A 14,564-nucleotide genomic window follows, 5' to 3' on the forward strand; every position below is an offset into this window, starting at 1 on the left:
CTCCCTTTCCCCTCCTCCCGGCGGGGGCGGTTGCTGCTGTGGCTGGCGCCCCGGCACCGCCGGGCCCCGGCCCGCCGGGGGGCCCCGCCCGGGCCCCCCCCCCCCGACCCGGATCAGGTTCGCGGTGTGGGGTCTGGCGGCCGTACTGACCACCGCGTCCTGCACCGGCGCGCCCGTCCACTCCCCTGGGGCGGGCGCGCCGGCGAACCCGCCCTCGGCCGCACCGGTCGTGCCGCCTTCGGCGCCCTCGGCCTACCCCTGGCACACGAACATCGTGGCGACGACGTTCTGGGTCGGCGAGATCTTCGACCCGAACGCCGAGGACGGCAGCCAAGTGGAGTCCGCCTACGACGACCGGTGGCTCGACCACTTCGGCGGCTGCGACGGAGTGGTCACGCGCGGGAACTGCGAGACCGAACCGCGCACGGTGGCCAACGGATTCTTTCCCACGCGCATGACACCGCGGGAGAATCCGTTCTACCTCGACGTCCCTTTCGACGATGTGGGAGACGAGGTGGCAAATCGCCAACGCGCCGCCGTGGTTCCGTGGGCATCTGACGAACGCTATTCCGCACGGGTTTTCGACCCTGGCTTCAGTCTTCTGAAAAATCGCTGGGTACGCATCCGGCATGCGGGCAAGGTCTGTTACGGACAGATCCAGGACGCGGGCCCAGGTCAGTACGACGATGCGAAGTACGTGTTCGGCACCGACGATGCCCGGCCGGCGAATGATCGTTTCAACGGAGCCGGAATGGACGTCTCACCTGCGTTGAACGGATGCCTCGGATTCGCCGAGCTCGATGGGGAGAACGATCGGATCGACTGGCAGTTCGTCGACGACTCCGCGGTGCCGCCGGGGCCCTGGAAGATCATCGTCACCACGAGCGGTGTCACGCACGAGAGCTGATCCCCGCCTATTCGCCGACGCTTGGGTTATGCGCCAGTAACGTCCCCAAGATCGCGGACGACTCCCTTCGGTCGGGGAAAAGGTAAAGGCGAGGGAAAAAGCCATGGAAACCGTGCCGGAACGCCGGGCGGCCACCGGGCGCCGCAGCGAGGATCGGACCGTTCAAGCTCTGTGGGGAGTGTTGCACGATCTCGGCCACGAGATCACGACGTTGGCCTACCTGGTCGAGTCGGAGCTCAAGGACGTGGCCGGCGTGGAGCTGATCGGTGAGCAGGTTTCGCGGTTGCGCACTCTGGTCTCCCACGCGCTGGCAGCCGAGACGCACGAGGAGATCGTGCCGCTGCGGCCGTTGCTGGCGCAGCTGGTGAAGCTGGCCGATCGGGTCAGTGAGCCTTCGGTGGTGCTCGCGGACGGAGCGGCCGCTGCCGTCCGCGTGGACGGCACGGTGCTGTGGCGGATCCTCGCCAACGTGCTGGGCAACGCGGTACGCGCCGCGGGGCCCGACGGTCATGTACGCGTGGAGCTCACGGCGAACTCGCCGGTCACCGTGTCGATCACGGACGACGGGCCCGGGTTCGGGCGCATCCCGCCGGGTACGGCGTCGCTCGGCCTGGTCACGGTCGCGCACCTCGCCGAGGCGTCGGGTGCGCAGGCCCTGGTCGGTCCGGGTGAACCGGAGGGCACGTGCGTGCGGATCGTCTTCCCCAGCCACCTGAGTGAAGGGGAGCACGAATGACGAGCATCGTCCTGGGTGACGACCATAAGGTCTTTCTCGAAGCATTGGCCGGGCTGCTGGAACGGCACGGGATGCGGGTGGTGGGCACCGCCCTCACGCTCGCGGACGTGGTGGAGACCGTGCGCGAAACACGCCCGGACGTCTGCCTGCTCGACCGCAACTTCGGGACCGGTCCCGTGGAAGACGGCGTCGCGGCGACGCTCGCGGCGAGCCCGGGCACCAAGGTCATCATGCTCACCGCCAGCCCCGGCAACGGCGCGGTCGCCGACGCCCTCCGCTCCGGCGCGGCCGGCTACGTGCACAAGACGTGCGGCGTGGAACACCTCATCAACGCCATCGACCGCGTGATCGCCGGTGAAACCCTCGTCGACGTCCCCGTGCGCACCTCCGCGCCCACCGCGGACCGCTCGCGCGAGGTCGACCTGCGCGAACGCTTCCTCACCGGCCGCGAACGCCAGTGCCTCGCGATGCTCATCGACGGCAACACGACGGAGACGATGGCGCGCCGCCTTGGCGTGTCCACGGCGACGGTGCGCAGCCACGTGCAGGGGGTACTGGTGAAACTCGGGGTCCACTCGCGGCTGGAGGCCGCGGCGCTGGCGGTGCGGCACGCGCTGGTGCCGGCCGCGTCGGTGACTTCCGGGTTCGAGGCGCGGCTCGGGTAAGTCCTTTGTGGACTCAGCCGAGCAGCTGGCTCCGGAGCCGGTCGAGCCACCGGTCGACGGTGAGCTCGTACCGCCCGGGGTCGTTCGACGGCGCGGCCTCGGCGACGGCGGCGTTCACGTGGTCGCGCACCGTGTCGGCCCACTCGGGCAGCACCCACACGGTCTGGAAGTAGTCGGCGCGCATCCGCACGGCGGCGACTTCCTGGTACCCGGCGATGACCTCCCGGTTGCGCACCCCGTAACGGGATTCGGGGATCTGCGGCGCGCCCGACGTGATGATCAAGACGGTCGGGCGCGCCTTCAGGATGACCTCGGTCGGATCCGCGCCGCGGGAGATCTGCGCGTCGTTGAGGCCGATGTAGTCGATGGCCTGCCAGCCGCTGTAGTACGGGATGGCGCCGGCGTCGCCGACGGCCAGAGTGCGCTGGTGCTCCGGCACGTCGGCCGCGCCGAGGCCCTTGCCGATCGCCACGTGCGCGCGCTGCAGGTCGGGTCCGTAGTTCGCGATCGTGCCCAGGTCGGGTGCCGTCGCGCCGGCCACGGCCGACCAGCCCACGGCGACGACCCCGGTCAGCGCCGTCAGCCACCGCCCGCCCAGCGCGGCCGCACCGAGACCCGCGCCCAGGCACAGCACGGGCACGCCGTGGTCCGCGAAGCGGTCGAGGTAGTCCATGGTCGGCCCGGACACGGCGTAGGTCACGTACGTCAGCACGACGGTGGCCACCAGTAGTCCGCCCGTCGCGCGGGTGGCGCGGCGCAGCAGGAGCGACAGCGTCAGCACGAGCAGGGGGAGTAGGAGCCAGAACGTGTGCTCCGTCCACATCCGCCCGGACGCGAGGTCGCCGAACTTGACGTAAAAGGTGTTCGGCAGGAGTTGCCCGTAGTACTGCCAGCGCCACCCGAAATACCCGGCGCCGACCACGGCCGCGCCCGCCGTCCACCACCACGTCGCCCGGCTGCGTCGCGTCGTCCACAGCCAGACGGCTACGGTCGGCAGCGCGGCCAGCACGCCGTCCGGCCGCAGCGTGCCGAGCACGAGCAGCAGCAACGGCGGTTCCCACGGGTGCACGCGCTCACCGTCGAGCGCGCGCAGGCCCAGCACCACCGCGCGCAGGAGCACGGCCGCGAACACGGCCGTTTCGAGGCCGCTCGTGATGTGGAAGTACGTCGGCAGGAAGACCACATACGCGCCGCCCGCCACGAGCGCGCCGGCGAGGCCGCCCCGGCGGTGGCCGGTCGTCACCAGCATCAGCAGCGTGAGCACGCCGAAGACCAGCGACGTCACCTTCGTGAACAGCGGCAACGCGAGCCCCAGCCACGAACCGAGCCCCGACCACAGCACCCAGGAGAAGTCGGTGAAGCCCTCCACGCGCGGGCCGGTCACGTTCCACACCGGGCCGTGGCCGGCGGCGAGGTTGGCGGCGTAGCGGAAGCTGATGAACGCGTCGTCGATGGTGAAGAACCACGCCGACCAGGCGCCGGCGAGGAACAGCACGAGCAGCCCGAGGCCGGTGAACACCAGGGCGCGGCGGCGCGGTCTGGCGGCTTCGACGCTGCCGGTTGCTTCGGATGTGGACGTGATGGTCATGACGAACCCCGTGGCTGGACGAACCTGAGACCCCGACGGAGCGGCAACTTTAGCCGAGTTGCCCGAATGGTCCCACGATGGGCCCCCGTGTCGGGCTCGTCTCACCCGTCCGGATCCGTGCGCAGCCCCCGTCGTCAGCCGGCGGCTTCGATATTCCGATTCTTACGATGATCTTTCACGCACTGCGCACAACTTGATTGCACACAATTAAGTTGTAGTGTTCAGGACAAGCGAAGCCCGAACTTCCCGAGGAGCAAGAGATGCGCACACGTACTCGCCTGGCCCGGATCGCCGCCGCGACCGCAGCGTTGGCCGCGGCCGCCGTGTTCGTGGCGGTGCCGTCGTCTGCGGCGCCGCAGCAGGCCGACCACCACGCACCGGCGAAGGCGAAGCCGACGATCGTGCTGGTGCACGGGGCGTTCGCCGACACGTCGAGCTGGAACGGCGAGGTCACGCGGCTCGAGCAGCGCGGCTACAAGGTGGTCGCCGCCGCCAACCCGCTGCGCGGGGTCGCGTCCGACGGCGCCTACATCAAGGCCCTGGTCGACAGCGTCGACGGACCGGTCGTGCTGGTCGGGCACTCCTACGGCGGCTCGGTGATCACCAGCGCCGCGCTGAACGACCCCAAGGTGCAGGCGCTCGTCTACATCGCGGGCTTCATCCCGGACCAGGGCGAGTCCGCGCTCGACCTGACCAACAAGTTCCCGGGCAGCACGCTCGGCGACACGCTGCAGCAGGTCACCCTCCCCGGCGGGGAGACCGACCTCTACGTGAAGCAGGACCTCTTCCCGAACCAGTTCGCCGCCGACGTCCCGCTGTCGCAGGCCCGCCAGATGGCCGCCGGTCAGCGCCCGGTCGCCGCGTCCGCGCTGAGCGAGCCGTCGGGTGCGCCCGCGTGGAAGAACATCCCGGTGTGGGACCTGATCCCGACCGGTGACAAGAACATCCCGCCGGCCGCGCAGAAGTGGATGGCCGAGCGCGCCCACGCCCACACCGTCGTCGTGCCGGGTGCCTCGCACGCCGTGCTGGTCTCGCGCCCCGACAAGGTCACCGACATCATCGTGAGTGCCGCGAACGCGACCACCAAGTGACTCATAGCTGAAAACCTGAAAACACAGCCCCGGCCGCATCGGCCGGGGCTGTTTTCATCGTCCGATCAGCCGCTCGACCAGCGCGGTGTACTGCGCCACGATCACGTCACGCGTCAGCCGGCCGGCGGGGGCGAACCACTCGCGCACGCCGTTGAGCATGTCGAGCAGCGCCATCGTGGTCACGGTGACGTCCTCGATCCGGAACTCGCCGGCGGCGACGCCCTCGGCAAGGACATCGTGGAAAGCGTCGTGGTACGCGGTCTGCAGCTTGATCCCCTCGGCCTGCTGGGCGGGGTCGAGCGCGTACCGGATGGGGTTGCCTACCAGTAGCTCCGGGCGCCGGTCGTCGCTCAGTTCGAGGTGCAGACGCACGACCCGCCGCACGCGTTCGCCGGGCGAAAGGGACTCGTCGCGCAGCACGGGCACGGTCGCGTCCACGAAGTCGGTCATGAACCGCGAAACGATCGCGTGCAGCACTTCCTGTTTGTTCGTGAAGTGGTGGTACATCGTCGAGGACGAGATGCCCACCGCGTCGGCCAGGTCGCGGATCGACGTGGCGCTGTAGCCGCGCTCGTGAAACAGCTCACTCGCGCGTTCGAGGATCAGGACCCGGAGATCGGGCCCCTCGTCGAGCGACTTCTTCCTGGCCACGGCCCTCCTTCCGGTTTAGAGGTGGGGGTGTGAACGTGGCGATCGTACGATCGACACGTTGACGAGGCGAACTCCACCTGGTTAGCCTTGGTGTCGATCAATCGATCGACACGGGGACAAGGATCTCATGACCGAACACGACTGGTCGCCCCTGCCGCGGCCGGGCAGCCGCGTGGTGGTCACCGGCGCCGCAGGCGGTCTCGGCCGGGCGCTCGTCGCCGCGTTGACGCAGGTCGACGCCCGCGTGGTCGGCATAGACCGCGTTGCCGCCGAACCCGAGCACCTCGTCGCCGACCTCACCGACGAAACCGCCGCCGCGCAGGCCGTCGCCGAAGCCGTCGAACGGCTCGGCGGCCTCGACGCCGTGATCGGCGCCGCCGGGATCGTCGACACCGTCCACCGCGCGAGCAGGTTCCCGCTCGACGCCTTCCGGTCCGATGTGGACGCCAACCTCGTCGCGCAGTTCGTCCTCGCCCGCGCGGCCTATCCGGCGTTGAAGGAATCCGCCGGCGCGATCGTGTTCCTCTCCTCCGTCGCGGCGGAAGACGGCCTGCCGGGCCAGGCGGCATACGCGGCGGCCAAGGCCGGCGTGCTCGGCCTGACGCGCTCGCTCGCCGCGGAGTGGGGCGGCGACGGCGTGCGCGTGAACGCTGTCGAACCCGGTCTCTTCGCGACGCCCAAGGTGCTCGCGATGCCCGAATCGGCTCGTGAGCGGCTGCTCGCCGGCGTGCCGATGGGCCGCGTCGCGACGCTGGGCGAAGTCGTCGGCTCGGTCCTCTACCTGCTGTCCCCGGCCGCGGGCTACACCACGGGCCAGGCGCTTCGCCTCGACGGCGGCTCCGGGCTCACCCGCGGCGGCTTCTACCGCTGAGCACCCCGTCACCGCTGAGCATCCAGTACCGCTGAGCACCCAGGAGATCCCCGTGCCCGCCAGAACCCTGCCCGCCATGCTGCTCGACGTCGCCGGAAGACACGGCCCGGCCGAAGCCCTCGTCGACGGCGAGACCCGCATCTCCCACGCCGACATGGTGCGCCGCTCCGCCGTGGTCGCCACGCGGCTGCGCGAGCTCGGCGTGGAGCCTGGCGACCGCGTCGCGATCCTGCTGCCCAACGGCTGGCAGTACGCCGTGAGCTACTTCGGCGTGCAGCTCGCCGGCGCCATCGGCGTGCTCGTGAATACGCGCTTCGCCCAGCCCGAGATCGAGCACGTGCTCACCGATTCCGGCGCGAAACTCGTGATCACCGACCGCGACCTGCCCGGCGCCGTCGACTCGGCCGTGCTCACGGCCGACACCGGCGAAACCGTCGACCCCGCCGTGCAACCGGGTCAGCGGAGTGAACCGGGCGATGTCGCGCACCTGCTCTACACGTCCGGCACCACCGGCCGCCCCAAAGGCGCGATGCAGACGCACGCCAACCTGATGTTCAACGCCGGCACCGTGCGCGAGCGCCTCGGCGCCGGCCCCGGCGAACGCACGCTCGTGGCCGCGCCGATGTTCCACGCCACCGCGATCGTGTCGCAGTTCATCGGCTTCCTCGCCAACGGCGCGTGCTGCGTGTTCACGCCCGCGTTCAAGGCGGAGACCACGGTGGCGCTCATGGCGTCCGAGCGCATCACGTTCTTCGCGGGCGTCGCCGCCATGCTGCGGCTGATCCTGCTGAAGGCGGAAGACGCGGGCGCGGACCTGTCGTCGCTGCGGCTGTTCGTGATGGGCGGCTCGCCGGTGCCGGAGTCGTTCCCCGCGTTGGTGAAGGAGCAGCTGCCGGATCTGGTGCTGGGCAACGTCTGGGGCCTCACGGAAGGCACGTCGATCGTCACGTTCACCGCCGGCGCGGAGTACCTGAGCCACGCGTGGAGCGTCGGCCCGGTTGTCGAGGGCGTCGAGGTCGCGATCGCCCTGCCGGGCGAGCCGCCGCGCGACCTGCGCGACACCGTCGGCGAGCTGTGCGTGCGCGGACCCGTGGTGGCCGCCGGGTACTGGGGCAACCCGGAGGCCACCGCGTCGACCTTTGTGGACGGTTGGCTGCACACGGGTGACGTCGGCTCGATCGACGGCGACGGGTTCGTCCGCGTGCTCGACCGGCTCAAGGACATGATCATCCGCGGCGGCGAGAACATCTACAGCCTCGAGGTGGAGAGTGCGCTCGCGCAGCACCCCGACGTGGCCGAGGTCGCCGTGGTCGGTGTGCCCGACCCGATCTTCGACGAGCGCGTGCGGGCAGTGGTCGTGCCGCGGCCCGGGCGGACGCCGAGCGAGGAAAGCCTGCGCGAGCACGCGGTGAAGCTGCTGGCCGACTTCAAGGTGCCCGTGGAGTGGCGGTTCGTCACCGAGCTGCCGCGCAACCCGTCCGGCAAGGTCCTCAAGCGGGAGCTCTCGGATGCCGGCTGAATCCGTCGACGTCGTCGTGATCGGCGCGGGCTTCAGCGGCCTCGGCATCGCGGCGCGGCTGGACAAGGCCGGGTTCCGCTCGTTCCGCGTCCTCGAAGCGGCCGACGACCTCGGCGGCACCTGGCGCGACAACACCTATCCCGGCTGTGGCTGCGACATCCCGTCGCCGCTGTACTCGTACTCGTTCGCGCAGAAACCCGACTGGAGCCGGTTGTTCGCCGGTCAGCCGGAGATCCTGGAGTACCTGCACGACGTCGCGCGCCGGCGCGGGCTGCTCGACCGGCTGCGCTTCGGGCAACGCGTCACGCGCGCCGCGTGGGACGAGGCCGCCGGGCGGTGGGACGTGACCACGGCGACGGGGGAGACCTACCGCGCGCGGTTCGTCGTGTCGGCCGTCGGTCCGCTGCACCACCCGGCGTACCCGGAACTGCCGGGCGTGGAGTCTTTCCGCGGCGCGGTGTTCCACTCCGCGCAGTGGCGCCACGACGTGGACCTGACGGGCAAGCGCGTGGCGGTGATCGGCACGGGAGCGAGCGCGATCCAGTTCGTGCCGGCGATCGTCGACCAGGTTGCCGCGCTCACGGTTTTCCAGCGGACGCCGCCGTGGATCGTGCCGAAGGCCGACCGCGCCTTCGACGCCCGGCACAAGTTCTGGGCGCGCTGGTTCCCGCCGTTCCGCTGGTACGTGCGCGACCGGCTGTACTGGATCCACGAACGCCGCGCGGTCGGGTTCGTCGCCGACCCGGCCGCGATGGAGCAGACGGCCGGCCTCGCGAAGCGCTTGCTGCGCAAGCAGGTGCCCGACGAGGACCTGCGCGCGCGGCTCACACCCGACTACACCATCGGCTGCAAACGGCTGCTCATCTCCAGCACGTGGTACCCGGCGCTGACGAAGCCGCACGTCGACGTCCGCTCCGGCGGGGTCGCGTCCGTGCGGCCGGACGCGGTGGTCGGCGCCGACGGTGTGGCGGTGCCCGCCGACGTGATCATCTACGGCACGGGGTTCGACACGCAGCAGACTATCCGGTTCGAGGTCGAAGGCCGCGACGGCCGCACGCTCGCCGACGCGTGGAGCAAGGGCAACGAGGCCTACCTCGGCACGACCGTCGCCGGGTTCCCCAACCTGTTCCTCATGGTCGGCCCGAACACGGGGCTGGGCCACAACTCCCAGGTGTTCATGATCGAGGCGCAAGCGTCCTATGTGGTCGCCGCGCTGCGCCGGCTGCGCCGCGCCAAGGCGTTCGAGGTGCGAGCCGAGGTGCAGGACGCGTTCAACGACTGGCTCGACTCGCGGATGGCCGCCACCGTCTGGCAGACGGGCGGGTGCCGCAGCTGGTACCAGGACCCGAAGTCCGGCCGCAACACCGTGCTGTGGCCGGCGGGGACCGTGGAGTTCTGGCGGCGGACCCGGCGCTTCCGCGCGTCGGACTACGCGGTGACCTGATCGTTGGGCCGAACGGAGCAATTCGGAACGGCGGTGGAACCTCCGCCGGATCCTTCACGTAGGTAGCGGGTGATCCGTTCCCTACTGGAGGTGTGTGTGCGTAAACCTTTGACCGTGCTGGGGGTCGTGGCGCTCGTCGCGACAGGGGCAGGGGTCGCGGCCGCAGCGCCGCAAGTGGCACAACAGCAAGCAGATCAGCCGCACGACAGAACGGCGTTGCTCATCACGGGCGATGTCGTCACAGTGCACGACGTCGGCGGCGGGCGCGAGACGTACGACGTGGCCCCGGCCGCAGCCAAGGGCCCGGCTAGATCGTTGGTGCACCTCGGCCTCGGCGGGCGCAACTACGAGATCCCCGCCACCGCGGTGCCTTACCTGGGCAACGGCTTGGACCTCGGTCTGTTCGACGTCGACAAAGCCGCGAGCGACCACGTGACCACGCCGACGCGCACGTTCGACCGCGCGGCCGCGCAGAACTTCGGCGCGCAGCTGGCGAAGCAGTACACAGCGGACCGCGCCCGCGGCACTTTCGGCGGTCGTGGCCTGTTCGCCGGCGGCGCGACCTACGGCACTTCGGCGCCGGCGAAGAAACAGCCGCGCACAGTGCTGAACACCCTGACGTTCGCGGCGAACGAGGCGGATGGCACGCCGTCCGACACCGGGGTCGCGTTCCTCACGAACACCGACGACTCGACCTTGCTCGACAGCAACGAATCGGTCAACTACTTCTACGACGGCACCGCCAAATACAGCGTGCCGGCCGGGAACTACAGCGCCATCAGTGTTTTCTTCACCACCGCGGCCGACGGCACGGTCTCCGGGGTGCGTGAGGTGGTGGACCCCGAGTTCGCCGTGAAGGGCGACAAGACCGTGCGCATGGACGCCGCGAAGGCGTCGAGCAAGGTCACCTGGGTCACGCCGCGCCCGGCGCTGCTCGACGACAACGGCTTCCTCGTCCGCCGCGCCGCGAAGACCGGCCCCGCCTTCAGCCTCGACTACGACGCCGGGCCTGGCGTGCCCCTGTGGATCTCGCCGGTGGCGAAGCCCGTGCAGACCGGTGCGCTGCAGACCTACCCCTACGCGCGGCTCGTGTCGCCGCCCAGCTCCGGCACGCCGTACGAGTACTGGCTGCAGAAGGCGAGCATCGGCTCCATCCCGAAGCAGCGCTACACCGTGACCAGCGCCGACCTCGCCACGCTCGACACCTCCTACTACGCCGAACAGGAGTCGATCGGCCGCGTGCAGCGCAGCGGCCTGTTCGCTTTCGAGGACGGCGGCGGCCGGCCCGGCGTGCCGATCGACCTGCCGCGGCACCAGATCGAGTACGTTTCCGCCGCTCCCGACCTGCTGTGGTTCGGCGGGACGGCCAAGTTCGTGAGCCAGCCCGGCAGCTGGGTCGGCGGTCAGTTCATGACCGGCGAGGTCTACCGCGGCGGCCAGACCGCGACGGAGGGCTACGGCAAGTTCCCGCTGCACACCGCCGAGGCCGTCGCGGTCGGGACGCCGATCAAGGGCTCCACCCACGTGGCTCCGGGTGCGGTGCGCGCCGGCGACGACGTTTCGATCAGCCTCATCCCGTTGTCCGACAACCAGCCCGGTCACAGCGGCGGATTGCGCGGTGGGCCGAACGACACCGTGTCCGGTCACTACACGCTGACGCAGGACGGCACGATCGTGGCGCAGGGCGTGCCGGGTGACGACGTCCAGTTCACGCAGGCTGTGAGCCCCGAGCCGGCGACGCTCGGGCTCACCGTGGACGCCGCGCGCAGCGGGCCGATGTTCTCCTTGTCGACCGCGGCCCACACCGAGTGGACGTGGCGCTCGCAGCACGTCGAGGGCGCTGCCCTGCCGGCGCCGCTGCAATGCTCAGTGGTGCGCGGGGCCGACCCCGGCGCGTTGTGCCAGGCAGAACCCCTGCTCATGCCGGGCTACGACATCGGCGGCCTCGGCCTCGACGGTTCCACGGCCTCCGGTCCGCAGTCGCTCGACGTCACCTTCGCCCACGTGCAGACGTCCGCTGTGAGTGCGGTCTCCGCGGCGACGGTGCAGTTCTCCACCGACGGCGGGGCGACGTGGCAGGACGCCACCGTCACGCCGGGCGCGGACGGCACGTTCCACGCGGCCTACTCCGTGGTCCCCGACGATTTCCGGGGAATGGCCGTGGCCCTGCGTGTCACCGCCGCCGACGCCGGTGGCAGCACCGTCGCCGAGACGATCACCGCCGCCTACCGCGTGAACTTCTGAGGGGAGTGTCCACTGTGTTCAGTAAAGTCTTCACTGCCGCGGTGATCGTCGGGGCGGCGTTCACCGCCGTCACCGGCACGGCGGGTGCCGCGACCGCTCCCCGAGCGGCTTGCGGAGCCGTCGGGCCGACCATGGCGCGCTGCCTCACCAGCTACGCCACGGCCGTTGCCCCGGACGGCTGGGGTGCGACCGACCTCGCCGCCGCCTACCGCCTGCCCGCCGAACCGGGGCCAGGTGACCTCGTGGCGATCTCCATCGCCTACGACTCGCCGACCCTCGAGCAGGACCTCAACACCTACCGCGCCCAATACGGGCTGCCACTGTGCACTTCGGACACCGGCTGCTTCCACAAGGTGAACCAGCGCGGCGACGCGGCGCCCTTGCCCGGCCAGAGCTTTGGTTGGAATCTGGAGTCCACACTGGACGTGTCGATGGTTTCGGCGGCGTGCCCGTCGTGCCGGATCCTCGTGGTGGAGGGCGACAGTCCGCTGTTCCCGGATCTGGCCGCCACGGAGGATACCGCCGTGCGACTGGGTGCGAAGATCGTGACCAACAGCTACGGCGGGCGGGAGAACGGGTACTCGCTTTCCTACGCGAGCAGCTACCAGCACCCCGGCGTGACCACCGTCGTGTCCTCGGGTGACGACGGGTTCACCGCCGCCAGCTATCCGGCGGTGCTGCCGGACGCGGTGGCCGTCGGTGGCACGACGCTGAGCCGCGATTCGTCCGACCGCGCCTTCGCGGAGTCGGCGTGGCTCTCCGGAGGCAGCGGCTGCTCGGCGTACGTCGCGAAACCGGCATGGCAGCGGGATCCGCACTGTCGCAACCGGACGGTCGCCGATGTCTCGGCGGTCGCCGAGCAGTTGTCGATCTACTTCACCGATGCGGGTGGCTGGGCGACGGCGAACGGCACGAGCGCCTCGGCACCGTTCGTCGCCGGTCTGATCGCGCGGGCCGGGCACGCGGGCACCACGACGGCCGCCACCGTGTACGCCGGTGCGGGGCACTTCTTCGATGTCACCGACGGCTCCAACGACCAGGTCTCGGGCGGGGCCAAGTGCGGCGGTGACTACCTCTGCGTCGCCACCGCGGGCTACGACGCCCCGACGGGCGTCGGCACGCCGGACGGGCTCGCCGGCCTGTAGCGCGAAAACGACTTGCCCAGCGGACGCCGGGGCCGGTAGCTTGCCTCCGACCGCGATTCGGCTCGAGGAGGTGGGACCCATGTTCTGTGGATCGATGTGGGTGCTCCCCCTCAGTTTCGTGGTCGGGCGGTAGGTGTCGCCGGGAGCGCCATGAGCACTTCCGAAAGGCGGCATGCCATGTACTTCACTTCCGAAACCTCGGCGGACGGTCTCGTCGAACGCGAGTTCACCGTCGGCGATGTCCCCGGCGTTCTCTGGACCCCCACGGCGGGCCCCGGCCCGCTCGTGCTCCTCGGGCACGGCGGTGGCAATCACAAGAAGCACCCGGCCATGACCGGCCGGGGCGGGCTGCTCATCGCCGCCGGGTTCTCCGTCGCCGTGCTCGACGCGCCCGGTCACGGCGATCGACCTCGTACGGAAGCCGACGAACGCGAGGTCGCCGTGATGCAGCAGGCGATGGCGACGGGCGAGCCCGTCGGCCCGATCGTCGAGCGCTACAACGGCGACATCGCCGCTCGCGCGGTGCCCGAATGGCAGGCGGCACTCGACGCCCTGCAGGCACTGCCGGAGATCCACGGCCCGGTCGGCTACTGGGGGATCAACATGGGCACCGCGATCGGCGTGCCGCTGATCGCGGTCGAACCCCGCATCACGGCCGCGGCCCTGGGTCAGTTCTGGCCTTCGACGCTGGTCGACCTGGCGAAGCAGATCACCATCCCGATCGAGTTCGCCATGCAGTGGGACGACGAGCACATTCCCCGGGAAGGCGCGCTCGCGCTGTTCGATGCCTTCGCCTCGCCGGAGAAGACGTTGCACGCCAACGCGGGCAAGCACAAGCAGCTCCCGCGGTTCGAGGCCGCCAGCGCGGTCCGCTTCTTCACCCGGCACCTCGGCACGCCGTGACGAGCCACGCGCGGGAGTCCAACCACACACCGTCGGCACGCTGGTGGGTGGCCATGACCTCGCGCAGCCGGCCGAGTGCCCGCTCGATCTCGTCGTCGCCGAGCTGAGCGAGCACGTCACCGACCAGGCGTAAGGGCAGTACCGCGGAAACGGCGGTGGCGGGATCCGGCCCGTACCACAGGGGTTCGGACACGTCGGTGAGGCGGAGGTCGGTGAACCCCGCCGTGGTCAGCACCTCGCTGACCACCGCGGGGTCGCCGAGCGAAAACGGGCTGTCGTCCGGCACCGGGGGGTTTCCGACGGCGCGGCCGATTTCGGACACCCACTCCTGGCGGTCCCCGGTCTGCCACACGAGCTGCACCAGCCGCGCGCCCGGCCGCATCGCGCGTCCGACGTTGGTGAACGCCGCGACCGGGTCGGTGAAGAACATCGTGCCGAAGCGGCTGAAGGCGAGGCTGAACTGCTCGGGCGGGAACGGGTACGTCTGCGCATCGGCCTGCTCAAACTCCACATTGGTGACGTTCCCGGCAGTGGCCAGGCGGCGCGCCGGCTCCAGCCGAGCCGGGGAAACGTCCACGCCGAGCGCACTTCCGCGGACCGCGAGGCGCGCGGCTTCACACGTCGTCGTCCCGGCACCGCACCCGATGTCGAGCACGGTGTCGCCGGGACCCACGGCGACGGCCTCGCGCAGCCACGGCTGATAGCGGCGCAGCTCGGCGTCGTAGTCGAAGGATGGCCTGGCCATGGCGCCATCATGCCTCGTCACCGAGATGCGGCAGCGGAAAGTCGCAGGTAGATTG

General features: G+C 70.5%; 13 protein-coding genes. 10 read left to right on the forward strand and 3 right to left on the reverse strand.

Translation table 11 applies throughout. The features are described from left to right. The first annotated feature begins 274 nt into the window (after positions 1 to 274). The 3 genes from AB0H62_RS24575 to AB0H62_RS24585 all read left to right on the forward strand — a co-directional run bounded on the left by AB0H62_RS24575 (position 275) and on the right by AB0H62_RS24585 (position 2,308). The gene (locus AB0H62_RS24575) at positions 275 to 907 is read left to right on the forward strand and encodes a hypothetical protein (RefSeq protein WP_360588379.1); all 633 of its coding nucleotides are present in this window, start codon (positions 275 to 277) and stop codon (positions 905 to 907) included. Between the two features lie 103 nt (positions 908 to 1,010). Continuing rightward, a complete protein-coding gene (locus AB0H62_RS24580) occupies positions 1,011 to 1,643 on the forward strand; it encodes a HAMP domain-containing sensor histidine kinase (protein ID WP_220246702.1) in 633 nt (210 codons plus the stop codon). After that, positions 1,640 to 2,308, forward strand: coding sequence for a response regulator transcription factor (locus AB0H62_RS24585; protein WP_220246703.1), 669 nt, complete (start codon positions 1,640 to 1,642; stop codon positions 2,306 to 2,308). The genes AB0H62_RS24580 and AB0H62_RS24585 overlap by 4 nt, the downstream gene beginning before the upstream one ends. 13 nt (positions 2,309 to 2,321) lie before the next feature. Here AB0H62_RS24585 and AB0H62_RS24590 read toward each other — a convergent pair whose 3' ends face one another. Next, positions 2,322 to 3,896, reverse strand: coding sequence for a hypothetical protein (locus AB0H62_RS24590; protein ID WP_360588382.1), 1,575 nt, complete (start codon positions 3,894 to 3,896; stop codon positions 2,322 to 2,324). A 401-nt stretch (positions 3,897 to 4,297) separates the two neighbouring features. Here AB0H62_RS24590 and AB0H62_RS24595 point away from each other — a divergent pair, with 401 nt between their 5' ends. Next, entirely contained in the window at positions 4,298 to 4,987 is a 690-nt protein-coding gene (locus AB0H62_RS24595) for an alpha/beta hydrolase (RefSeq protein WP_255638793.1), read from the forward strand. 54 nt (positions 4,988 to 5,041) lie between these two features. On the opposite strand, the gene AB0H62_RS24600 is transcribed toward AB0H62_RS24595, so the two are convergent. Then, the gene (locus AB0H62_RS24600) at positions 5,042 to 5,638 is read right to left on the reverse strand and encodes a TetR/AcrR family transcriptional regulator (protein ID WP_360588384.1); all 597 of its coding nucleotides are present in this window, start codon (positions 5,636 to 5,638) and stop codon (positions 5,042 to 5,044) included. A gap of 127 nt (positions 5,639 to 5,765) precedes the next feature. On the opposite strand from AB0H62_RS24600, the gene AB0H62_RS24605 reads away from it, so the two are divergent. The 6 genes from AB0H62_RS24605 to AB0H62_RS24630 all read left to right on the forward strand — a co-directional run bounded on the left by AB0H62_RS24605 (position 5,766) and on the right by AB0H62_RS24630 (position 13,764). Beyond that, positions 5,766 to 6,509 (forward strand): SDR family oxidoreductase, encoded by a 744-nt coding sequence (locus AB0H62_RS24605; RefSeq protein WP_220246706.1) that lies wholly within the window; start codon positions 5,766 to 5,768, stop codon positions 6,507 to 6,509. Positions 6,510 to 6,561: 52 nt separating this feature from the next. Next, positions 6,562 to 8,028, forward strand: a complete 1,467-nt coding sequence (locus AB0H62_RS24610; protein WP_360588386.1) for an AMP-binding protein — start codon at positions 6,562 to 6,564, stop codon at positions 8,026 to 8,028. After that, complete coding sequence (locus AB0H62_RS24615; protein WP_220246708.1) at positions 8,018 to 9,472, forward strand: NAD(P)/FAD-dependent oxidoreductase; 1,455 nt, start codon at positions 8,018 to 8,020, stop codon at positions 9,470 to 9,472. Before AB0H62_RS24610 ends, AB0H62_RS24615 begins: the two co-directional genes overlap by 11 nt. A gap of 96 nt (positions 9,473 to 9,568) precedes the next feature. Beyond that, positions 9,569 to 11,716 (forward strand): hypothetical protein, encoded by a 2,148-nt coding sequence (locus AB0H62_RS24620; RefSeq protein ID WP_360588388.1) that lies wholly within the window; start codon positions 9,569 to 9,571, stop codon positions 11,714 to 11,716. Positions 11,717 to 11,730: 14 nt separating this feature from the next. Beyond that, the gene (locus AB0H62_RS24625) at positions 11,731 to 12,861 is read left to right on the forward strand and encodes a S8 family serine peptidase (RefSeq protein WP_360588390.1); all 1,131 of its coding nucleotides are present in this window, start codon (positions 11,731 to 11,733) and stop codon (positions 12,859 to 12,861) included. 177 nt (positions 12,862 to 13,038) lie between these two features. Further along, positions 13,039 to 13,764 carry an alpha/beta hydrolase gene (locus AB0H62_RS24630; protein ID WP_360588392.1) on the forward strand — a complete coding sequence of 242 codons (726 nt, stop codon included), beginning with the start codon at positions 13,039 to 13,041 and terminating at the stop codon, positions 13,762 to 13,764. Here the strand turns inward: AB0H62_RS24630 and AB0H62_RS24635 are convergent. Continuing rightward, entirely contained in the window at positions 13,739 to 14,509 is a 771-nt protein-coding gene (locus tag AB0H62_RS24635; protein WP_220246712.1) for a class I SAM-dependent methyltransferase, read from the reverse strand. The two genes, AB0H62_RS24630 and AB0H62_RS24635, sit on opposite strands and share 26 nt — an antisense overlap. Positions 14,510 to 14,564 lie beyond the last annotated feature (55 nt).

The organism is Amycolatopsis sp. NPDC050768, assembly GCF_040654155.1.
In the GTDB taxonomy this organism is placed as follows: Bacteria; Actinomycetota; Actinomycetes; order Mycobacteriales; family Pseudonocardiaceae; genus Amycolatopsis.